19 protein-coding genes, 3 tRNA genes and 1 pseudogene are annotated in these 22,105 nt (G+C 66.4%); 16 read left to right on the top strand and 7 right to left on the bottom strand.

The window, feature by feature from the left end; translation table 11 throughout:
* The first annotated feature begins 90 nt into the window (after window positions 1-90).
* Window positions 91-996, top strand: a complete 906-nt coding sequence (locus tag WT60_RS07005) for a LysR family transcriptional regulator (protein ID WP_059584812.1) — start codon at window positions 91-93, stop codon at window positions 994-996.
* A gap of 188 nt (window positions 997-1,184) precedes the next feature.
* Window positions 1,185-1,697: a GAF domain-containing protein gene (locus WT60_RS07000; protein ID WP_060355686.1), complete on the top strand. Its 513-nt coding sequence runs from the start codon at window positions 1,185-1,187 to the stop codon at window positions 1,695-1,697.
* 547 nt (window positions 1,698-2,244) lie between these two features.
* Here WT60_RS07000 and WT60_RS06995 read toward each other — a convergent pair.
* On the bottom strand, window positions 2,245-3,243 hold the full coding sequence (locus WT60_RS06995) for a CPBP family intramembrane glutamic endopeptidase (protein WP_038751124.1): 999 nt from the start codon (window positions 3,241-3,243) through the stop codon (window positions 2,245-2,247).
* A 794-nt stretch (window positions 3,244-4,037) separates the two neighbouring features.
* Between WT60_RS06995 and WT60_RS06990 the strand changes: the two genes are divergently transcribed.
* The 13 genes from WT60_RS06990 (at window position 4,038) to WT60_RS06925 (ending at window position 16,408) form a co-directional block, all read left to right on the top strand.
* On the top strand, window positions 4,038-4,367 hold the full coding sequence (locus WT60_RS06990; RefSeq protein ID WP_231752100.1) for a hypothetical protein: 330 nt from the start codon (window positions 4,038-4,040) through the stop codon (window positions 4,365-4,367).
* A gap of 814 nt (window positions 4,368-5,181) precedes the next feature.
* Window positions 5,182-5,505 (top strand): DUF2946 domain-containing protein, encoded by a 324-nt coding sequence (locus tag WT60_RS06985; RefSeq protein WP_231752101.1) that lies wholly within the window; start codon window positions 5,182-5,184, stop codon window positions 5,503-5,505.
* A 107-nt stretch (window positions 5,506-5,612) separates the two neighbouring features.
* Entirely contained in the window at window positions 5,613-6,545 is a 933-nt protein-coding gene (locus tag WT60_RS06980; RefSeq protein ID WP_186448574.1) for a hypothetical protein, read from the top strand.
* Window positions 6,542-6,922: a copper resistance protein CopC gene (locus WT60_RS06975; RefSeq protein ID WP_060355684.1), complete on the top strand. Its 381-nt coding sequence runs from the start codon at window positions 6,542-6,544 to the stop codon at window positions 6,920-6,922. Before WT60_RS06980 ends, WT60_RS06975 begins: the two co-directional genes overlap by 4 nt.
* Before the next feature lie 605 nt (window positions 6,923-7,527).
* Window positions 7,528-9,657, top strand: a complete 2,130-nt coding sequence (locus WT60_RS06970) for a polysaccharide deacetylase family protein (protein ID WP_038751131.1) — start codon at window positions 7,528-7,530, stop codon at window positions 9,655-9,657.
* 96 nt (window positions 9,658-9,753) lie between these two features.
* Window positions 9,754-10,995, top strand: coding sequence for a S53 family peptidase (locus WT60_RS06965; protein WP_060355683.1), 1,242 nt, complete (start codon window positions 9,754-9,756; stop codon window positions 10,993-10,995).
* 97 nt (window positions 10,996-11,092) lie between these two features.
* Window positions 11,093-12,760: a c-type cytochrome gene (locus WT60_RS06960; protein ID WP_145986745.1), complete on the top strand. Its 1,668-nt coding sequence runs from the start codon at window positions 11,093-11,095 to the stop codon at window positions 12,758-12,760.
* Window positions 12,761-12,868: 108 nt separating this feature from the next.
* A complete protein-coding gene (locus WT60_RS06955) occupies window positions 12,869-13,495 on the top strand; it encodes an SCO family protein (RefSeq protein ID WP_060355682.1) in 627 nt (208 codons plus the stop codon).
* Between the two features lie 315 nt (window positions 13,496-13,810).
* Window positions 13,811-14,236: a PAAR domain-containing protein gene (locus WT60_RS06945; protein ID WP_100185250.1), complete on the top strand. Its 426-nt coding sequence runs from the start codon at window positions 13,811-13,813 to the stop codon at window positions 14,234-14,236.
* A gap of 2 nt (window positions 14,237-14,238) precedes the next feature.
* A complete protein-coding gene (locus WT60_RS06940; protein WP_186448573.1) occupies window positions 14,239-14,742 on the top strand; it encodes a DUF4123 domain-containing protein in 504 nt (167 codons plus the stop codon).
* Window positions 14,735-15,208 (top strand): hypothetical protein, encoded by a 474-nt coding sequence (locus tag WT60_RS06935; RefSeq protein WP_060820619.1) that lies wholly within the window; start codon window positions 14,735-14,737, stop codon window positions 15,206-15,208. The genes WT60_RS06940 and WT60_RS06935 overlap by 8 nt, the downstream gene beginning before the upstream one ends.
* Entirely contained in the window at window positions 15,093-15,686 is a 594-nt protein-coding gene (locus tag WT60_RS06930) for a restriction endonuclease fold toxin 5 domain-containing protein (RefSeq protein ID WP_231753759.1), read from the top strand. Before WT60_RS06935 ends, WT60_RS06930 begins: the two co-directional genes overlap by 116 nt.
* An 8-nt stretch (window positions 15,687-15,694) precedes the next feature.
* Window positions 15,695-16,408 (top strand): immunity 52 family protein, encoded by a 714-nt coding sequence (locus WT60_RS06925; protein ID WP_038750363.1) that lies wholly within the window; start codon window positions 15,695-15,697, stop codon window positions 16,406-16,408.
* 68 nt (window positions 16,409-16,476) lie between these two features.
* Here the strand turns inward: WT60_RS06925 and WT60_RS06920 are convergent.
* From WT60_RS06920 to uvrC, 6 genes and pseudogenes are all read right to left on the bottom strand, one after another.
* Window positions 16,477-17,004: pseudogene (locus tag WT60_RS06920) on the bottom strand (DNA adenine methylase); the annotation flags it as partial.
* A 65-nt stretch (window positions 17,005-17,069) separates the two neighbouring features.
* Window positions 17,070-17,143 (bottom strand) — tRNA-Cys (locus tag WT60_RS06915).
* Window positions 17,144-17,258: 115 nt separating this feature from the next.
* A tRNA-Gly gene (locus WT60_RS06910) sits at window positions 17,259-17,334 on the bottom strand.
* Window positions 17,335-17,394: 60 nt separating this feature from the next.
* Window positions 17,395-17,470, bottom strand: a tRNA-Gly gene (locus WT60_RS06905).
* A gap of 156 nt (window positions 17,471-17,626) precedes the next feature.
* On the bottom strand, window positions 17,627-18,220 hold the full coding sequence (gene pgsA, locus WT60_RS06900; RefSeq protein WP_038750360.1) for a CDP-diacylglycerol--glycerol-3-phosphate 3-phosphatidyltransferase: 594 nt from the start codon (window positions 18,218-18,220) through the stop codon (window positions 17,627-17,629).
* A gap of 113 nt (window positions 18,221-18,333) precedes the next feature.
* Window positions 18,334-20,652, bottom strand: coding sequence for an excinuclease ABC subunit UvrC (gene uvrC / locus WT60_RS06895; RefSeq protein WP_060356890.1), 2,319 nt, complete (start codon window positions 20,650-20,652; stop codon window positions 18,334-18,336).
* Window positions 20,653-20,877: 225 nt separating this feature from the next.
* On the opposite strand from uvrC, the gene earP reads away from it, so the two are divergent.
* Complete coding sequence (gene earP / locus WT60_RS06885; protein ID WP_038750356.1) at window positions 20,878-22,098, top strand: elongation factor P maturation arginine rhamnosyltransferase EarP; 1,221 nt, start codon at window positions 20,878-20,880, stop codon at window positions 22,096-22,098.
* Window positions 22,099-22,105 lie beyond the last annotated feature (7 nt).

Below are 22,105 nucleotides of genomic sequence, written 5' to 3'. Positions count from 1 at the left end.
TCGATCAATGGATAGAAGATAGAATCTGAACGATACCTTCGGTAGTGCGCGAAAATCGCACTCAGCGTTCCACATGGAGAACGATGAATCATGCGGGATCTGAACGATCTCTATTACTTCGTCCAGGTCGTCGATCACGGCGGCTTCGCACCCGCCGGGCGCGCGCTCAACATGCCGAAGTCGAAGCTGAGCCGCCGGATCGCGCTGCTCGAGGAGCGGCTCGGCATGCGCCTCATCCAGCGCTCGACGCGGCGCTTCGCGGTCACGGACACCGGCCAGACCTATTACGCGCATTGCCGCGCGATGCTCGTCGAGGCGGATGCGGCCGACGAGGCGGTCGCGCTGATGCGCGCGGAGCCGCGCGGCATCGTCCGGGTGACCTGCCCCGTCGTGCTCCTCGATGCGCTCGTCGGCGACATGGTCGCGGCGTTCATGGCCGAATGTCCGCTCGTCGAGATTCATCTCGAGGAAACGAACCGGCGCGTCGATGTCGTCGGCGAAGGCATCGACGTCGCGCTGCGCGTGCGGCCGCCGCCGCTCGAGGACAGCGATCTCGTGCTGCGCGTGCTCGCGGAGCGCGGGCAATGCCTCGTCGCGAGCCCGCGGCTGCTAGAGCGCGCCGGCGCGCCGCGCGTGCCCGCCGATCTCGCCGCGCTGCCGAGCCTCGCGCTCGGTCTGCCGCAAGACGAGCACGTGTGGAATCTGCACGGTCCCGACGGCGCGCACGCGGCGATCCGTCACCGGCCGCGGCTCGTCACGCGCGGCATGCCCGCGCTGCGCGCGGCGGCCGTCGCGGGCGTCGGCGTCGTCCAGTTGCCGACGATGATGGTCCGCGACCAGCTCGCCCGCGGCGAGCTGCGGCAACTGCTGCCCGGCTGGGCGCCGCGGCGCGAGATCGTGCACGCGGTGTTCGCGTCGCGCCGCGGGCTGCTGCCGTCCGTGCGCGCGCTGCTCGACTTTCTCGCGCAGCGCTTCGCCGCGCTCGAGCCCGACTAGACGTGCGCCCGGACGCTCGGCGCGCCGCTCGATCGGGCGTCCAAGCGTGCGTTCGTTCGAGCGCCTGTTCGAGCGCCCGATCGCCCCCCGTCGACGGCACGGCCACGCCGCGCGTCACGCCGAATTCCCGTAGACTGCGCAAGCCACGGCCGCGCGCGGCCGCCGTTCAACCGTCACGTCAATCGCTCATGTTCGCGCTCTCCGAAACCCTTCCGTCGTCGAAGCCCGCGCTCTACGAAACGCTCGCCGCGCAAGCGCGTGCGCTCGTCGAGACGGAAACCGACGTCGTCGCCAACGCGGCGAATTTCTCGTCGCTCGTCTACCACTCGCTCGACGGCCTCAACTGGGCTGGCTTCTATTTCTACGATGGCCGCGAGCTCGTCGTCGGGCCGTTCCAGGGCAAGCCCGCGTGCGTGCGCATCGCGCTCGGCAAAGGCGTATGCGGCACGGCCGCGCAGACGCGCAGCACGCAGGTCGTGCGCGACGTGCACACGTTTGCCGGCCACATCGCGTGCGATTCGGCGTCGCAATCGGAGATCGTCGTGCCGCTCGTCGCGCGCGACGGCACACTGATCGGCGTATGGGACGTGGACAGCCCGCTGATCGGCCGCTTCGACGACGACGATGCGAAAGGGATGGAGGCGCTGTGCCGGGTGTTCGTCGAGCTCGCGTGGGAAAACGCGGTGCGGCGCGGCGAGTAACTCGGGTATCCCGGCGATGCCGACGCGCACGGCGGACACCATCGCCGGTGAACCGTTCGGCCCGTCTTTCGACTGCGCGCGCGGCGTCGACCGATGCATGCTGCGCCGCGCCGGCCGCATACAACGACAACGACGCGACTCATTGGCTACGGGCATGGCCTTCGCACGCGGACGCCGCGGCGGCGAACTTGCCTTGCGCGAAGCTATCCGCAACGTCACGCGCGATGCGTCAGCGTGCGGCGAAGGCCGCTGCCATGTCATGCGCTTCCCGGCATCGGCATGGCCTTCGTCACGGAGGATGCGGCCAATGCGTTCCTCGCGCCGCCCGAGCCTAACCGAGACTTTTTTGCATGCGCGGTATGAACCGTCTGCTGGCGGACCGCCATGCCGCGCACGCGCGTCGGCATAGCCCTCCTCACGCAGAAGGCGCGACCGACACACCCACGTCGCCCCGATCGCGGTGGCCGCGCACCGGTTGCCCAGCCGCCCTTTCATCGAACCGGCCGAAAGCGGCCGGCTTCGCGCCACGCGTTTCGGTCGTCCGCGCCTATCGCACGATTCCGCCGCCTTGGCCGCGCAGCGCAACCCGCGACGCGCGTGCGCCGCGCCCCCACCAGCCCCACATCGCGAGCGCGATGATCGCAAGCAACGGTAAAACCAGCACGCTGCCCTCGGGCCCGGCCGCGCCGCCGCTCAGCAGCGCATGGCCGACGGGGTGCGCGGTCAGCCGCACGCCTTCGACGAGCCGGCCGCTGTCCGGCGCGCCGTAAAAGTACGATTCGCCCCAGTCCCACGCCGCATGAAAGCCGATCGCCCACCAGAGCGATCCCGTGTACCAAAGCGACAGACAGAAGACGAGCCCGAACAGCATCGCCGACGCGAGCCCCATGATCGATTCGTCCGGGCTCATCGCGTGCAGCACGCCGAACAGCGCCGACAGCAGCACCGCGCCCCACCAGAAGCCGAGCCAGCGCGCGAGCTTGTGGAGCAGGTAGCCGCGCAGCAGCGATTCCTCGAAAATCCCGGTCATCACGAACATCGCGGCCCAGACGGCCGCGTATTCCCATGCGCGCGCGCCGTGGATCGCCGGCGCGTCGAAGCGCAGCAGCCCCGCTTGCCATAACGCGAATACCAGCGCTGATATCGCCGCGAAGCCGCACACCACGCCGCCCGCGAAGCGCGACGCGCGTGCGCTGCCTTGCAGTCCGTACGAAAACGGCGAGCGACGCTCGATCCACGCGAGCAAAAAGGTGGCGAGCGCAACCGATGCGAGCTGCATCGCTTCCATGGCGGCGCCGTTCGCGACGGGCAGCGCCTCGTCGCCCACGGGCATCGGCACCAACCGGTGCGAGACGAACGCGAATGCCGCGATCGCGCCGGCGAAGATCGCGACGAACAACGCGGCGCCCCACGGCGCGCGCAAGCCGTCGCGGCCGAAGAAGAATCGACGCAGGCGGCCGCCGCGCGGTTCCGTTTGCGTCGACATCGACGCCGACGTCGACACGCGGCCCGACGGCGCGGGCGAATTCGAATGAATCGGTTCCAAGAGCGCTCCCGGTCGAACGTCAAACGGACGGCCGCTCGCGCGATCGAAGCAGATCGTCGCGCGCGGCGTGCCGCGAATGCAAACCGAACGCGATTGTCACACCGGAAGGCGAGAAAACGAACAGGAAAACAAAAAAAGAAAAGCGCCGCGCATCGGGGGCTTGGTGTGGAGGCGCGAGCCGGAGTCACGCCGATCTGCGCGACTTTGCCGGGCGGCATGAATCCGCATGCGTCAAAAGCGGCTGCACGATTGCAATTCACTCGCACCACCGAATCGATATCCGCTCCCGACCGCCGCTTGCCCGCCTTCTAGTCTTGCCGCTGCCTGCAACGTCCGCCTCGACGCAGCCCCTCGTCACGGAGACCGAAACCATTTGTGCTCATGCGCACGCGACGCTCGACGCTCCGCCGCATCGCCGCATCGCCGCATCGGCGCACGTTCGCTTCCGCCTCTATCGACCGCTCCGAGCATCGTCATCCTTCACCGAGCGCAACGTCGACATCCGACATTCAATACGCAGCCGCATTTCGCCCATTTACCGAAAACAATCACGCCCGAGGTTTTCCAAATCAAAACCATCCGGCGCGCCCTATCGCAAATCAACAATGATAAATTAATACCATTTGAACTACCCATGTGCGAATCATAATCTCCATTCTGCACCGCAGCACCACCCATAAACCACGCTTAACGCCGATAAATAATTACAACTCATTCCATCAATATCTCAGAACCAGACATTAAAAAAGATTGCCAATCCGGACGTCGATCGCTTCCTGCCCGGAGGCAATGCAGTGCCGCCCAGCAGCTCCTTTTTTCACGCCATCAACGCGCTCAACGAGAGGAAGACCATGAAAATATTCTCGACCATCATTTTTTCAGTCATGATGCTTTTTTCCTCCTATGCCTCCGCAGACATCGTTTGCAAATCAGGAAAAATCAACAAAATCGAAACCGACTCAAACGGCAATCTCGTGGCCACGATTCTCGACGCCTCGTACTCATTTAGCGAAAGAGAAGTCTTCCCGCTCATATACTCGGCGTTCTCCGAAAATAGGGATTTCTACATCTACGGAAATACGTGCTACAACGGAGCGCCGGCAAGCCACTTCGCCATTCGATAGCCCAGCAGCAGCGTTCACATCGTCAATCAGATCGTGGCCGATCGGCGATCACCGGTCGGCCGTACTTCTTGCCGTACCGCCACAAGACGCTCTCGCGTCGAACGCCACGCATACGGCCCGCCGTCGCGCATACGGCAAGCGGCTGCCGGCGCCCCATTGCTGCTGCGCCGGCGCGTGAACGCCGGAAAAATCCCCGACCGGCACGGGCAGCCGGGCATCCCAACGTCGATTCGCGCGACGATATCCAACGAATCTGCAGCGGCCGACCTTGCACGTGGTCGTCATGCGGGCACGCACGCGAAGCGGCCGCGTTATCCACGGTTCATCGGCGCGCACATCCGCCTCGGCAACCATCGCGCTCGACAAGCCGTCAACCAGTCAAGATCGAGCGCCGACGCAACCCGCGCACGACGCCTCTACTTACCGCCAATCACGAGCGCGTCCATGCGCGTGCCCCGCCTTGGCCGAAACACGCGAGGAAAACGCGCCCGCGCTTGAAAGCTCGGCAACCGGAGAGAAAGCGGCTCGGCGCCAAGCGCCCAGGCATCCGACGACGAACGGGCAAAGGCGGCAACGACAACCCACCGCTGAAAGCTCATGGAAAGACAAACTCACGCATCACCGCTCCGATATACGCTCGAAGCGATCCGTCTTGATCTCGCCCTGCCTTTTAAAGAGATGTTCCTATCGGAAGGATCATCGTTGCATGCCATAATTCGCCGCAGCATTCGGGCTCGTTCGTCATCCTTTCAAGGCCATGCGTCGCCTTCTCCACCGCAAGATCGGCAGCCTTCTCGGATTGTTCGCAATCCTGATGGCGACGCTCGCGCCGACGGTCTCGCACTCGCTGTCGAACAGCCGTCATTCCGGCACGCTGCCGGGCGCCGTCTGCTCGGCGCGGGACGGCTCAAACGCGACGCCGTCCGACACATCCTCGTCGTCCGAAAAGGCGATTCACGAGCAAGCGTGCGCATATTGCGGATTGCTCGCCCACGTGCCCGTGGTACCGAGCGCGACCGCCGAATTCGCCCCCGAGAACGGGGCGCGCCATACGTCATCGGCCGCACCGGTTCAGCCGATACGTCGCCGCGTCCCGTTCACCACGGCGCAGCCGCGCGCGCCGCCCGCCCTGTCCTGACTGAAGCAGTCTTGCGGCGACGAACGCGTCATTGCGTCGCCGCGGTGTCGCGCGTCCGCCAACGGACGCGCGATCGCCCCCATGCAACCCTTCGACACGGATAAGTCATGCGCACCATTACCCCTCGCGGCGGTTTGCCCGCGCTCTCGACGCTCGTCGCCCCGGCTGCCGTAGCCGCGACGCTTTTCGCGCCCTGCGTTGCCGCCGCCCATGCGATTGCGGGCAATCGCGTGTTCCCGGCGACGATGGCGGTCGACGATCCCGGCGTCGGCGACGAACTCAATCTCGAGTTTGGCCACCTCAAATCGCAAACGGACGACGGCGACGCCCAAGGCACCAATACGACGTCGCTCGAATGGGACAAGCTGATCACGCCGAGCTTCGCGCTGTCCCTGACCGGCACCTACGTGAACGTGAACGCGCCGAACGGCGGCTCGGCGCGCGGGTTCGACAACTTCGCGCTCGGCGCCAAGTATCGTTTCTACGTGAGCGCCGCACACGAATTCATGGCGTCCGTCGGCGTGATCGCCGAGCTTGGCGGAACCGGCTCAAAAGCGATCGCCGACCCGCATTCCGCGCTGACTCCGACGCTGTACGTCGGCAAGGGTTTCGGCGATTTGCCCGACGCCCTGAAATACTTGCGCCCGTTCGCGGTCACGGCCACCGTCGGGCCGCGGCTGACGACGAGCAGCGCCGATCCCGACTCGCTGAACTGGGGCGTGACGTTGCAGTACAGCTTGCCGTACCTGCAGAACTTCGTGCGGGACGTCGGGCTCAAAGCCCCGTTCAGCAACCTGATTCCGGTCGTCGAATTTCCGATGAACACCTGCACCGGCGGACCGTGCGCCGGCCATACGACCGGCACCGTCAACCCCGGCCTGCTCTGGCTGATTCGCTGGGGGCAATTCGGCGTCGAGGCGCAGATTCCCGTCAATCGCGCCAGCGGAAAAGGCGTCGGAGTCTTGCTGCAAGCCCATCTCTATCTGGACGACGTGCTCCCCAACTCGCTCGGCAAGCCGCTCTTCGGCAAAGGAGAATGAACGTGACCGTAATTCGCCCAATTCACCCCGCGTGCGCCGCGGCGGCGATCGTCGCGGGCGTCGTCGCTTCGTCGGCGGCGTTCGCGCATGTCTTCCCGCAATCGCAAACTCCGTCGGCGGGCGCCGAAGTGCCGCCGCCCGCGAACGTGACGATCGTGTTCGACGGACCGCTCGAGCCCGCGTTCAGCGCGCTGACGGTCAGCGACGCGACCGGCAAGCCGGTGAGCCGCGCGAAGGCGACCGTCGCGCCGAACGACGCGAAGACGATCAGCGTCGCGTTGCCCGCGCTGGCGCCCGGCAAATACGTCGTCCACTGGGTGGCCGTGGCCTCCGACGGCCACCGGACACAGGGTGACTATTCGTTCAAGGTGAAATGACGCGAACCGACGTTGCACATCCGCAGCATTTTCGTCACTTTCACCGCGCTGCGCGCGGCCTCAATGTAGTCGCCCGATCCTCCGGTTAGCGCGGACGCATTCGTCACACGATGCCGGCGTCCGTCGCCGCACCGGCGGCACGCCGGCATCGCGTCGCGCCGCCGCGCCGCATCGGCTCGCCGTTGGCCCGCTGGGCCGCGTCGTCCACCCGATCCGGCACGCCTCGCGCCGGACGCGCCACGTATCAATGCTGCGACGTTTCTCGTCGATTTCCCTATGGAGCGGCCGCCCGCTTGCGCCCCGCGCCCCGATACGTCTGGCGTCCGACCGGCTTGGCACGCCGCTAGCTTGTCTCCTCACGCTGCCAACGGCGGGCTCGACGCGCATTCAAGAACGACGTGTCATCCGGCGCTTCCTCACGGAAGCCCTGCCGGGGCATGTCCGATTCGTCTCGACGCCACGGGCTGACAGTGCGCCGGTTGTCCGAACATTCAAAATCCTCCTCCCCGTCGATGCTTCGCACGCGTCGCGGACGAGTTCATCAGGACGAGGCGCGTACTCGGAATGTTGGAAATCACCAATCGTCCATCCCGACGGAGAGCACCATGTTGGTCAAGTCATTTCGGTTCTTCAGGACGTGCCTGATCCTACTTTCGCTATGCTTCGCGATTCTTCCCGGACGGGCCCATGCAGTTTCGAATCAGTTGCTGCTGCTGTTGCCGGACAATTTCACGCTGCCCGATCCGCGCGTGTCGGCGTGGCTCGACGCGGCTTCCGAGGAAGGCCTGCAGATCTCGATCATCTACGACAGCCAGTTCGAACAGGCCGGCGCGTCGTTGCAACAGTATCAAGGCCTCATCCTTCCCGATCAGGTTCACACCGTCGCGGCCGATGCGCTCGTGACGGCGATCCAGAACTACGCGCTCAACGGCGGGCGCGTGATGATGGTCTACGATTTCGGCGCGCTCACGTCGACCGGCTTCTATCCCGTTCCTCAGTCGAGATTCAGCTCGATGGTGGGCGTGAGCTACGTGCTGTACGACTCGCTCGGCGGCAACATGATCGGGCTCGGCCCCGTGACCGGCATGGGAAGCACGCTGCGCGCGCTGCAGATTCCGCCCGGAAAGTCGATGGCGTGGTCGACGAGCGGCTCCACCCCGACGACCGCCGTCAAGACGTCGGCGCTGGTGTCGGTGTCCGCGTCGCCCGGCCAGGTTCTGTACCTGCAACCGAGCCCGTCCAACCCCGGCGGATTGTCCGGCTACAACCACAACGCATACTTCAACTACAAGACTGAGAACGGGCTCGCGTCGAATATCAGTCTGGATCTCGGCCGGATTTCCAAGGGCCAGCAAGTCAAGGCGGGCACGTACACGGCAACGTCGACCAAGAGCACGTCTTCGTCGACGAAGAAGACGACGGGCGCGACCGCGCTCGCCACGACGTCGCCCGCCGCGACCACCGACACGCTCGAAGGCATCTCGGGCTACGTGTACGGCTTCCTCACTTACCCGAGCTTCGTCACGCAGGGCACGTACAGCGGCACGGCCCTGCTGACCTCGCCGAACTTCGGCCTCGTCGCCGGCTATAACCCGTACGGCAGCGGCGGCGTGCTGTTCGTGAACATGCCGCTCAGCTACCTCGAAGGGCAAACCGACGGCATGCCGCTGCACGGCTTCCTGCACTACTTCACGACGAACGTGCTGTCGATGCCGCACCTGTCGCTCGAACCGAGGGCGCAAGCGGGCATGGTGCTCAACTGGCATTTCTGCGCGGAAGAGATGATTCAGCCGGCCCAGTATCTGAAGTCGCTCGGCATCTGGAACAACGGGCCGTTCTCGATCGTCGTGACGGCCGGCCCGGACGACGCGGCGATCGGCGACGGGCTCGGCATCAATCTGACCAACAACACGCAGGCGAAGCAGCTGATGACGTACCTGTTGAGCAAGGGGCACAACATCGGCAGCCACGGCGGCTGGGATCACGATTACTGGGGCGCCAATGCCAGCGAGACCGATCAGAGCACGTTCCAGCAATACCTCGTGCTGAATCACCAGGCGGTGCAGACGGTGACCGGCAAGCCGGATGTGGAATGGGCCGCGCCCGAAGGCAATACGCCGACCTGGGCCGTCACCTGGCTCGAAAGCAACGGCTATTCGGGCTACTACTTCACCGGCCACACCGGCATGGCGCAAACGCGCGCCTACCGGAACGGCGCGCTGTTGAACCCCGGCATCTGGGCATTCCCGGTGATGCCGTTCGGCAAGTACGCGACTTTCGAGGAATTCCAGGAGTTCGGCGTGTCGACGACGGACGTCACGAACTGGTACGAAGCGCTGATGAACTTCGTCGTGGCCAACCGCACGACCCGGCTCATCTACATGCATCCGCTCGGCGCGTCGTGGTATCCGGGCGTGCTCTCGACGATCTTCACCTATGCGAACACGTTGATCGCGACGGGGCAATACAAGTGGTACACGATGGATCAGCTGACCCAGTTCGACAGAAAGCGCTTGCTCGTCACGTGGACGGCGACGGACACGGGCAGCAGCTGGTCGTTCGCCGCTTCCCAGCCGACGAGCCTGCAGGACGTGACGTGGCTGCTGCCGAAGAACGCCTTCCAGCTGCCGGTCGTGACCGGGGGAAGCGCCACCGTCGTGACGACCGATCCGACCAACTGGCTGGTGATCGCGGGCGCGGGAACGGCCCTGGCGTTCACGAGCGCCAAGCTGTAATGGCGCGACCGCGACGCAGGATAGGCGCGGCCGATTCCCGATCGGGCGATCGGAAGTCGGCCGCGCCATCCGGATCGCTCACGTCGGAGGGACGACATGAAACGACACACGTTGCGACACGCGTTGTGCATTCTCGCCGGATCGGCCGCGCTCGCGCTCTCGCCGGCGGCGCCATTCGCGCAGCAAGCCGGCCGGCCGCTTCAGGGCTTCGTTCGCCCGCCGTTCCATCTGCACGCGCAAGGACGCGCGGCTGCGGCCCCGGCCGGCATGTCGCCGGCGCAGATCCGGCACTTCTACGGCTTCGATCAGTTGCCGAGTGATTTTCGGGGCGGCAAGCAGATCATCGCGATCATCGACGCATTCGACAACCCTTCCGCCGAGGCCGATCTCGACGTGTTCAGCCGTCGATTCGCCCTTCCCCCCTGCAACGCCGCGAACAGATGCTTCGCCAAGGTCTACGCGAGCGCCGACCGCAGCCGCCCGCCGGCGGATGCGGGTTGGGCGCTGGAAAGCTCGCTCGACGTGCAGTGGGCGCACGCCATCGCGCCCGACGCAAAAATCGTGCTGATCGAAGCCGCATCCGACGCATTCGGCGACATGATGGGCGCCGTGGCGCTCGCGGTCGCCGCGCCGCCCAAAGGCGTCGGCGCGAAGGTCGTGTCGATGAGCTGGGGCGGCAGCGAATTCCTGTCGGAAACGCAGTACGACGGGCTGTTCATGAGCGCGAACGGCGTGTCGTTCGTCGCCGCGTCGGGCGACGGCGGCAACGCCGTTGACTATCCCGCCGCGTCGCCGTACGTACTCGGTGTCGGCGCGACGACGATCGCCACCGACGCGAGCGGACGCTACGTCGGCGAAACCGCATGGCCGGGAAGCGGCGGCGGCCAGAGCGCGATCGAATCGGAGCCGCCTTATCAGACGCGCTTCGGGATACCGTTCGACGCGCCCGGCGCACGCGGCGTGCCGGACGTCGCCTACGACGGCGATCCCGCGTCCGGCTTCGCGATATACGATTCGTACGGATACGGCGGTCAGCGCGGCTGGTTCGTGGTCGGCGGAACGAGCGCGGGCGCGCCGCAATGGTCGGCGTTGCTGGCGATCGCGAACAGCGTGCGCGTCGAACGAGGCAAATCCACGCTGAGTGCGCTCAGCGCCGTCGAAGCGCTCCTGTACGGCATCGCGTCGGCTTCGTACCAGACGGCCTTTTACGACGTCACGAGCGGCTCGAACGGCACTTGCGGCTCGCTGTGCGATGCGATGCGCGGCTACGACTACGTAACCGGACTCGGACGCCCGATCGCCGGCAGTCTGGTTCAAGCGCTGATCGATGCGCCGTAACGACGATTTGCCCGTGCGGGCGTCGACGACGCACGGCGGCGGCTCGCCTCCGCCGCCCCCGGCGCGCGCGCGCTCAGACGCTCGCCCGCGCGCTTCGATGCAGACGGCCGAGCCGTGCGCCGCCGGCTCGCCTGCCGTTGCGGCGCGCGCGCTGGAGCGGCTCGCCTCGCTGCTCGTGCTGACGTTCGCGCTGTCGGCCATCGCGACGCTACGGGCCGCCGCATCGCCCGACGACGCCCCCGGCGAAGCCATCTACCGCCACGGCGTGCTCGCTTCCGGCGCCCCGCTGCGCGCGCTGCGCGAAGGCGGCCTGCGCATGGAAGGCGCCGCGGCCGCATGCGTCAATTGCCATCGGCGCAGCGGGCTCGGCGCCAAGTCGGGACGCACGACGATCCCGCCGATCGCCGGAACCTACCTGCTCCACGCAAGCACGCTCGGCGGCGAGAATCCCGGCATACCGTACGTCGAAAGCATGCGAAGCGAGCGGGCCGCCTATTCCGACGAGACTCTCGCCCGCGCGATTCGAAGCGGAATCGACGCGCAAGGCAGGCAGCTCGGTTACCTGATGCCGCACTTCGTGATGGCCGACGACGACATGGCCGCATTGATCCGCTATCTGAAACGGCTCGATCCGCTACCCGCGCCGGGCGTCACCGACACCGCGTTGCATTTCGCGACGATCGTCACCCCGGACGCCGATCCCGTGAAGCGCCGCGCAACGCTCGACGTCTTGCGGCACTACTTCGCCGACAAGGAAGCGTTTCCGACGAGCGCGGCCCCGCAGGGATTGCAGACGGCGGACCCGGGCTCCGCTGCACGCCGCTGGCGGCTGCACGTCTGGGAGCTGAACGGCGCGGCGTCGACATGGGAAGCGCAACTCGCGCGCCACCTGGCCGCCGAACCGGTGTTCGCGGTGATATCCGGAATGGGCGGGCGAAACTGGGCGCCCGTTCGCGCGTTCTGCGAGCACGCGCGGATTCCGTGTCTGTTTCCGAACGTCGACGTGCCGGACGTCCGCGACGGCGACTTCTATTCGATCTACTTCTCGAAAGGCGTGCTGCTCGAGGCCGCGCTGATCGCCGCGGAAATCGAGAGCGGCGATCGCGAACGCGCCCCGCGCGCGATTCGCGAAGTGTACCGGGTCGGCGACAGCGGCGAAGCGGGCGCGCAAGCGCTCGCCGCTGCGTTGCGCGCACGCGGGCTCGACGTGTCGCGCGATGCGCTGATGCCGGGCGAGCGCGTCGAGCAGGCGTTGAGCGGCCTCTCCGGCGACGATGCGCTCGTGTTGTGGCTGCGCCCCGCCGATATCGCGTCGCTGGGCCGCGACGCGCGTGCGCGAACCGTCTACATGTCCGGACTGATGGGCGGCCTCGATCATGCGCCGCTGCCCGAGCGCTGGCGCGCGATCACGCACATCGCGTATCCGTTCGATCTGCCCGATCGCGTCCGGCGTCGCGTCGACTACATGCTGGACTGGGCCGCGGCGCGGCACGTCGCCATCGTCGACCAGCAGGTGCAGGCGGACACGTTCCTCGCTTGCGTGCTGCTCGAGGAAGCGCTGGGCCATGTCACGGGCGCCTACGTGCGCGACTATCTCGTCGAGCGCATCGAAGACACGCTCGAGCAGCGCGTGATCACGGGCTACTACCCGCGCCTGACGCTCGCGCCGGGGCAGCGCCTCGCATCGAAAGGCGGCTACATGGTCCACTTTGCCGATATGAGCGGTACGCGCATCGTGGCCGACGGGGCCTGGACCGTTCCATAGACGTAGACGCCGCCCTGCCGCATTCGCAGGACGACGGCTCTGCCGCGCCGCAAGCGGGCTTCCCGCCCCGGGGACGCGCCATGCGGCCCACACCATGAGGAGACGAAAATGAACACGTTCCCGAAGCTTCCCCTGCTCGCCGATCTCGTGATCGCGGGCGCCTTGTTCGCCGGACACACCGCGCGGGCGCAGGAACCGATGGAGATGGATCACCACGCGCAGCATCACATGATGATGGCCGGGATGAAAACGTCCACGGCCGCCTATGCCGTGCCGGCCGTCATGCTGGTGCGCGACGACGGCAAGACCGTCGCGCTGAAAGACGAACTGGACGACGGACGTCCGGTCGTGCTGACGTTCATCTATACCACCTGCACGTCGATCTGCCCCGTCATCAGCCAGACGCTGTCGCAGCTTCAACAGGCGCTCGGCGCCGATCGCGACAAGGTACATATCGTGTCGATCTCGATCGATCCGGAAAACGACACGCCGGCGCGCCTGCGCGAATATGCCGCGAAATTCGGCGCGGGGCCGCAGTGGCAGCATTACACGGGTACGACGGCCGCAAGCGTGGCTGCGCAGAAGGCATTCAACGTTTACCGGCAGGACAAGATGGACCACAACCCGGTTCTGCTGCTGCGCGCCGCGCCGGGAAAATCCTGGCTCCGAATCGACGGATTCGCGACTACCGGCGATCTGCTGCATTTGTACCGTTCGCTCGCGGCGTCCAATTGACGGAGCCGCCGAACGGCGAAAACGCGCTCGATTCGCAAGCACCCGTCGCCGCCGCTCACGCGCCGACGGCAAGCGCGATGCGATACGCGAACTCAAACGGACGCCGGCCCGGCGAAGACGCCACGACGGTTCGAATGAACGAACGATCGAAAGCGCGCATCCGGCGGCCGGGCGCAACGCGCCAGCAATCGGCGCGATCGACCTCGACGCCGCGCCACTGTCGAACCTGACAGGTGTCGTGGCCGCACAACCGTAACAACCGCGTCTTCCGCACTCGATGGTAAATTTGCACGCAAATTGACACGAGAGGGCCAAGTGGCAAAGCGCGCGATCATCCGCGTCGGCGACACGACGACGCACGGCGGCAAGGTAATCGAAGGCTCGCCGACCTTCACGCTCGACGGGCGCGGCGTCGCCGGCGTCGGTCACAAGGTACTTTGCCCGCGCTGCAAGGGCATCTTCCCGATCCTCCCCGATCTGCTCGGCCGCCGCTACCCGCACACGATCGCCGATCGCGACACCGCCGTCGAGGGCATGCGCACGGCGTGCGGCGCGGAGCTGATCGCGTCGCAGGGAACCGGGACGATCGACGATGTCGGCTCGGGCGAACGCGGGGACGGCGGCTCGCCCGGCGGATCGGCCGTCGCAGCGGTTGCTGCTGTCGCCCCATCCCCCACCCTTTGCCTCGAATGCCTGAAGGCGGCGGCCAAGAACGCCGCGACGATGGTCGCGCGCGGATGACCATGACGCCGCCGGCCATCGAAGCGCATTTCGAGATGCGCCGCCAGCAAATCACGTTGCCCGCGCGGCTTTTCGCAGTGGTCGACGCGCTGCTCTTCGCCGAAGCCTCGGACGCCCCGCCGCTGCGCCGCGCGAACTACTCGATCGCGCTTTTCGACGGCACGCCCGACGCGTCGCTCGCCGATAACGGCCCTTGGCTGATCGACTACGCGCTCGCGCCGGGGCCGATCCGGCGCGTGCTCGCCGAGCTGGCGGCCGGGCCGGTCGGCATGTCGTGGCTCGTCAGCGCGTATCCGTTCGAGCGGCTGGCCGCCGAATTGCGCGAGCGCCTCGACGTGCGGCTCCCGGACGGCCGCACGGCGCTGTTCCGCTTCTACGACGCGCGCATCCTGCCCGACATCGCGCGCGTGATGAGCGACGCGCAGCGCACGCATTTCTTCGTCGCGACGTACGACTGGCTCGTCGAGATTGACGGGCAGCTGACCGGAGTGCATCCGCATGCTTGAACTGACCACGGAACAGGTCGCCGGACTGGCGGAGATCGACGAGCGCGGCTTCGTCGAACGCGTTCGGCAGGATCTCGTGAAGGAGAATCCGGCGTTTGCCGATGACGGCGGCTTGTCGTCCCGGCTCTGGGCCGCATATCGCGCCGCGCGCACATTCGGCATCGAGCAGGACGAGAACATCGTCGCGTTCCTGAGGCTCGAGGCGTACGCGCCGAGCTTCTACGAAAAGCCCGCGACGAAGGCTTGGCTCACGCGCCCCGGCCGCTCCGCCGACGAGCGCTTTCATGATTATCTACGCGTCATCAAATGGCGCATCGAACATCCGGACGGAGGGCTGGAACATGGCGGGATTGGTGTTTCCGGTGATAGAAGCGGCGGCGGTGGAGCTTGGACCGATCTTGGCGCGCGCTGGCGTCGCCTTGTTGGGCGGGGTGACGGTGGCGGGAACGGCGAGCCTGTCGGGTGACACGCCGAAGGAAGACAGCAAGGCGACGCCGGATGTACGGGCTTTGCCGCGCACCGGCGAAAGCTGCAAGAAATGCCCGCCCGAGGGTGGAGCGAAAATTCGCCGCAATCATGGTGTCAACTGGAATGCGTACCGATATCAGGCACGCATTACTGGCTTTGCGTTCGACACTAAGGAATGTCGCTGGAGCGATGAGTGGAATTGGCTCGGCATCGACTTCGACGGCTTCCAGCCCGGCGAGTGCTTGCTACAGGAAACCAAGGGCAATTACGATCAGTTCCTCGATGGTTCGATCCCGAAGGCCGACAAATTTTTCAAAGGATTCGACTCGATGGAAGCCACTGCCGTACGACAGGGCGCAGCCGTGCGGGCCAACCCTCCAGCGCGATTGATGTGGTACTTCCAAACACCGCTCGCCCACCAACGCATGCTCATTATATTGAGACGGTCGGGTATTACCTCCGTCGTTCAGCCCTGAGAACCTCCATGAACATCACCGCCAGTTTCCGCGATTCGTCGCTCACTGCATTCGATTTTCCTGAAATCTTGGCGCGGGTATCGAAGATCATCGACGCGCTGAAGGCGCACGATGACTCTTTACGATATGAGAACTGGATGCTCAAAGGAGACAGCCAGGAAGACGCAACTAGGTACCACGTCTATGACGCTGCCGGCATCGCCACGCCAGCGGCGCTCGCCGTACTTCGCGAGGAGTTTCGCAACAGCAAAGACTTCACCTACGTAGCGATGTGGGATGGCAATCTTACTAGCGACGACGGCGCGTCCATATCGTGCCACGTCGGGGATAAATCCCTCCCTGACACATTGACCCTTCGCATCGAGGGTGAACGGTGGAGCGCCTACGCGGCCATTTCCGGAATCGTATCGACAATGGTCGCTGTATTCAGCCCAGCACTCGTCGAGGTGAGTTTCGACGAGTACGCTGTAATGCAGGTTTTCGACGACAAGCCCGGCGTCGGCTGGATGCTCTACTTGCCGAAGGTCATTACGCAACAGCAGGTTCCCGAGGCCCGAGCGCTGATTCCCGTACCCGCCAAAGGCAAACAGACCGGCACGATCATCGTCAGCGTCACCGACGCCCCGTTCTCAGTCGACAATCCCGAGCACGTGGCGATCGCGAACCGCATCGAGATCCGGCTCGTCGATCAAGACCTGCTCCCCGCCTACGTCGATATCTGAGCCAGCCGGCGCGATTACCGCGCCGGCTGCAATCAACAAAACAACCCGGCCGGCTCCGCTGAATCGCCTCAACCGAGAATGATCCGTTCGCGGCGATCGACGCCCTTTCCACCGCTCACCGTGTATTGAATCGGCACGCTCTCGATGCAGGAGCCGGCAAACACACACCGGATCTCCGGGTGGGCATTGAGGCTGACGATCGCGCGGCCCACGATCGACCGCAATCGATCGGCCATCTTCTCGTACTGCGCGAACGGAAACGGTACGCCGTATCCTTCCGTCTCGAAATATGGCGGGCCGAGGCAGAACAACGCGTGCGGCCGATCGCATCGATCAATGCACGTCACCGCCCATTCGAGCCGCTCAATGTAGGCATTCGCAAGGCGAATTTGCGCAGCCGACAGCGCTTCCTCAATGCGCGGCAGAACCAGCCGCCGCAACGCAGTCGTCGCCGTTCCGAACGGTTCCCCTTCCAGCTTGCCGCCGAAGCCATGTTTCCGAAGGCGGCCGATGCGCGCCGTGCGCCGGATATCGATGAAGACGCCCGGGACCGTATGCCTGAGCCATTCGCATACCTGCCCGCTCGCTGGCGCCCAATTGAGCGGCGCGGAAATTTGAGCGGCGCGGAAAAAAGAAAAGCCCCGATCAACGGGGCTTTTTCTGGAGGCGCGAGCCGGAGTCGAACCGGCCTACACGGCTTTGCAGGCCGCTGCATAACCGCTTTGCTATCGCGCCGTAAGCGGTCTGCCGAACATCGCGAAAACCAGTTGGCCTGCAACGATCGACAGTTTTTTGATTGAAGGCCATCGGGCCCATCAAACAAAAAGGGAAGCTCGGCTTCCCCTTGTTCTGGAGCGGGAGACGAGTCTCGAACTCGCGACCTCAACCTTGGCAAGGTTGCGCTCTACCAACTGAGCTACTCCCGCATCGTCCTGCACTGCATGCTTTGCCGAACAACACGCCAAGCAAAACGCTGCCTTCAAACCTGGAGCGGGAGACGAGTCTCGAACTCGCGACCTCAACCTTGGCAAGGTTGCGCTCTACCAACTGAGCTACTCCCGCGTTTTACCTCATCCACCGCACTGCGCCAGGCACCGTTCAGTGGAGAAACGAGATTATGGTGAAACTCGAATTATGTGTCAAGCGTTTTTCGCGCCCTTTTTCTTCGACCGCATCCTCGCGCTCGTTGACGCGCAATCGGGCATGCGCGCCGAATGCTTATGCGGCGCCCCCGCGTTCGCGAATCTGCGGCCACGCCAGCTTCATGTAGTAGAGCATCGACCAGATCGTCAGCACGGCCGCGAGATAGATGAGCCACTCGCCCCACACGCGCGTGTCGATCGCGATGCCGCCGCCGAACGGCAGCCGGCCGTAGTACAGCAGCATCGGAATCGCAATCATCTGGCACGCGGTCTTGAATTTGCCGAGCGAATTCACCGCGACGCTCTTCGACGCGCCGATGTGCGCCATCCATTCGCGCAGCGCCGAGATCGCGATCTCGCGGCCGACGATCACGAGCGCGATCGCCGCGTCGAGGCGCGCGAGCTGCACGAGCACGAGGAGCGCCGCCGTCACCATCAGCTTGTCGGCGACGGGATCGAGAAACGCGCCAAACGCCGACGTCTGGTTCCACTTGCGCGCGAGATAGCCGTCGAACCAGTCGGTCAGCGCGGCCAGGATGAAGATCGCCGCCGCGGCCAGATTGCGGTGGTCGGCGCTCAGCACCGTATCCGGCAGATAGAACACGCCGACGACGAGCGGAATCAGCACGATTCGCACCCACGTCAGGAAAATCGGGAAGTTGAACGGCATGGCACGCGACACGGTTGAAGGATTTGCCATTGTGCCGCGTCACCCGCGCCGCCACAAGCAACGCGCCCGGCGCGGGCCGCGCCGCCTGGCTCGCCGGCCGGCGCGGCCCGCCCTCAGTGCAGTTGCCGGTAGATCTGCTCGGCGAGCGCGCGCGAGATGCCTTCGACGCTCGCGAGCTCGTCGACGCTCGCCGCGACCACGCCGCGCAAGCCGCCGAAGCGCGCGAGCAGCCGCTGCCGACGCTTCGCGCCGACGCCTTCGAGCTCCTCGAGCCTCGACGTCTGGCGCGTCTTCGCGCGCTTCGCGCGCATGCCGGTGATCGCGAACCGGTGCGCCTCGTCGCGGATCTGCGCGACGAGCATCAGCGCCGCGCTCTCCTTGCCGAGCTCGAGCGGCGCGCGGCCGTCGGCGAAGATCAGCGTCTCGAGCCCGACCTTGCGCCCCTCGCCCTTCGCGACGCCGACGAGCATCGCGATGTCGAGCCCGAGCTCGGAGAACACCTGGCGCGCGATCTCGACCTGGCCGCGGCCGCCGTCGATCAGCACGATGTTCGGCAACCGGCCGGCCGACGCGGCCGCGTGCACCGCGTTGCCGTCGATGCCGGCCGCCTCGTCCGCCGACGCCTCGGCGGCCGCTTCCTCGACCATCTTCTCGTAGCGGCGCGTGAGCACCTGGCGCATCGCGGCGTAGTCGTCGCCGGGCGTGATCCCCGTGATGTTGTAGCGGCGGTACTCGGACGACTGCATCTTGTGATGGTGATAGACGACGCACGACGCCTGCGTCGCCTCGCCCATCGTGTGGCTGATGTCGAAGCACTCGATCCGCAGCGGCGCGAGATCGTCGCTCTCGTAGCCGAGCACGCCGGCGAGCGCGCGCGTGCGCGCCTGCTGCGAGCCCTGCTCGGACAACAGCCGCGCGAGCGCGAGGCGCGCGTTCTGCTCGGCCATCGCGAGCCACGCGCGCTTCTGGCCCTGCGGCTGCCGCACGACCGACACCTTGTGCCCCGCCTGCTCGACGAGCAGATCGATCAGCTCGCGATTCGCGATCGCGTGGCTCGCGACGAGAATCGGCGGCACGCGATTGCCAAGATAGTGCTGCGCGACGAACGCTTCGAGCACTTCGGTTTCGAGCGGCGCGGCGTCGGCCTCCTGCGGCGCGGCGTCGTCGCCGATGTCGGACGGCGCGGCTGCTTCGGTTGCTTCGGTTGCTTCGGTTGCTTCGGTTGCTTCAGTTGCTTCAGTTGCTTGCGCGGCTTCGCCGGCTTCGGCAATTGCGGCTGCCCGCGACGCTTCGGTGATCGCTTCGGCCATCGCGTCGGCGCTTCGTTCGACGCTTTCGTCGGCACACGCTTGCGCGCTCGCCTCGACATGGCGTGCCGCGCCGCCGTTCTCGCTCGCGCCCGCCGCATCCGCCGCGTCCGCCGCGTCCGTTGCCGCATCGCCGGCGAGCCGCGCCTGCGCATCCGCTCCGGCACCCGCCTCGTCACCCACGTCGTCGCCCGCCTCGTCGCCCGCTTGCGCGCCCGGATCGCCGGCAAGCGCGAGCGCGCTTTCGACGTGCGTCGGGAAGTACGCCTTGTCGCCGAGATGCCGGCCGCCGCGCACCATCGCCAGATTCACGCACACGCGGCCGCCTTGCGCGACGACGGCGAGAATGTCGACGTCGCTGTCGCCGCCGACGTCGATCGCCTGCTGATGCAGCACCTTCGCGAGCGAGCTCATCTGGTTGCGCACGGCCGCCGCCTGCTCGAACTTCAGCTCGGCCGCGAACGCATGCATCTTCCGCTCCAGCTCGCCCATCACCTCGTTTTGCCGGCCGAGCAGGAAGCGCGACGCGTTGTCGACGTCGCGCGCGTAGTCCTCTTCGCCGATCGCGCCGACGCACGGCGCCGAGCAGCGGCCGATCTGGTGCAGCAGGCAAGGACGCGTGCGGTTGTTGAACACCGAGTCCTCGCAGGTGCGCAGCTGGAACACGCGCTGCAGGATCTGGATGCTCTCGCGCACCGCCCACGCGCTCGGAAACGGCCCGAAGTACTGGTTCTTCTTGTCGACCGCGCCTCGGTAGTACGCCATCCGCGGAAACTCGTGCCCCGTGAGCTTCAGGTACGGGTACGACTTGTCGTCGCGAAACAGGATGTTGTAGCGCGGCGCGAGCGCCTTGATCAGGTTGTTCTCGAGCAGCAGCGCCTCGGCCTCCGAGCGCGTGACGGTAGTCTCGATACGCGCGATGCGCGTGACCATCATCGCGATCCGCGGCGAGAGCTGCGTCTTCGTGAAGTAGCTCGACACGCGCTTTTTCAGGTCGCGCGCCTTGCCGACGTACAGCACCGCGTCCTGCACGTCGTAATAACGGTAGACGCCCGGCAGATGCGGCAATTGGGCGAGGATCGGCTTGGGTTCGAAACGGGATTCGGGTGCGTCGGGGGATGTCATGCTCAATGCGGGCGCGAGCGGCGCGCGCGAACAAGGTCATTTAGAATCGCCAGTTTAGAGCATTCGCCGCGCGCGATCGCGGCCGGCTCGCCGCGGCACGCGCCCGCTCGGCGTTCGGCTTGCCGGTTCGCCGGTTTGCCTGTCGGTTTGCCTGCCGGTTTGCCTGCCGGCTTGCGCGCCGATCGGCCGGTCGGCGCCCCACTCGCTTCGCTTGGCACAGATCAGATGACGTCGTCCGCTCCCCTCACGCCCCCCGCCTCCGCCCTCGCCGACATTCGCCCCACGGACGCCGCCGCAAGCGCGATCGCATGCGACATCTTCTGCGCGGTCGTCGACAACTTCGGCGACATCGGCGTGTGCTGGCGTCTCGCGCGCCAGCTCGCGGCCGAGCACGGCTGGCAGGTGCGGATCTTCGTCGACGACCTCGCGACGTTCGCGCGCCTTCAGCCGGCCGCCAGGCCCGACGCCGCGCGCCAGACCGTCGACGGCATCGTCGTCGAGCACTGGCGCGCGCCCGCGCACGCCGGCGACACGCTCGAGATCGCCGACGTCGTGATCGAAGCGTTCGCATGCGAGCTGCCGGGCGCGTACGTCGCCGCGATGGCGCGCCGCGCGCGGCCGCCCGTGTGGATCAATCTCGAATACCTGAGCGCCGAGGACTGGGTCTGCGACTTCCATCTGCGGCCGTCGCCGCACCCGCGCTACCCGCTCACGAAAACCTTCTTCTTCCCCGGCCTCGGCCCCGGCACGGGCGGCGTGCTGAAGGAGCGCGACCTCGACGCGCGCCGCGCCGCGTTCGAAGCGAGCGGCGACGCGCGCCGCGCGTGGTGGCAAAGCGTCGCACGCGCGCCGATGCCCGGCCCGGACGCGACCGTCGTGTCGCTCTTCGCATACGAAAACCCGGCGCTCGACGCGCTCCTCGAGCAATGGCGCGACGGCGGCGAGCCGATCGCGCTGCTCGTGCCGGAGGGCCGGATCTCCGCGAGCATCGCGCGCTTTTTCGGGGTCGGCTCGTTCGGCGCCGGCGCGCACGCGGCGCGCGGCAGCGTCGCCGCGCACGGGCTCGCGTTCGTCGCGCAGCCCGACTACGACCTGCTGCTGTGGGCGAGCGACGTGAACTTCGTGCGCGGCGAGGATTCGTTCGTCCGCGCGCAATGGGCGCGCCGGCCGTTCGTCTGGCAGATCTACCCGCAGGCCGACGCCGCGCATCTGCCGAAGCTCGACGCGGCGCTCGCGCACTTCAACGCGCGCGTCGATCACGCAACGCGCGCGGCCACCGAGCGCTTCTGGCACGCATGGAACGGCGCGGGCGCGCCCGACTGGGCCGATTTCTGGCGGCACCGCGCGGCGCTCGCCGCGCGCGCGGCGAGCTGGGCGGACGAACTCGCGGCCGTCGGCGGCCTCGCCGGAAATCTGGCGAATTTTGCAAAAACTCAGTTAAAATAAGCGGTTA

The organism is Burkholderia sp. MSMB617WGS, assembly GCF_001532025.2.
Lineage (GTDB): Bacteria > Pseudomonadota > Gammaproteobacteria > Burkholderiales > Burkholderiaceae > Burkholderia > Burkholderia savannae.
Note: the sequence above shows the minus strand (reverse complement) of the source record. Positions and strands in the feature narration are given on the sequence as shown.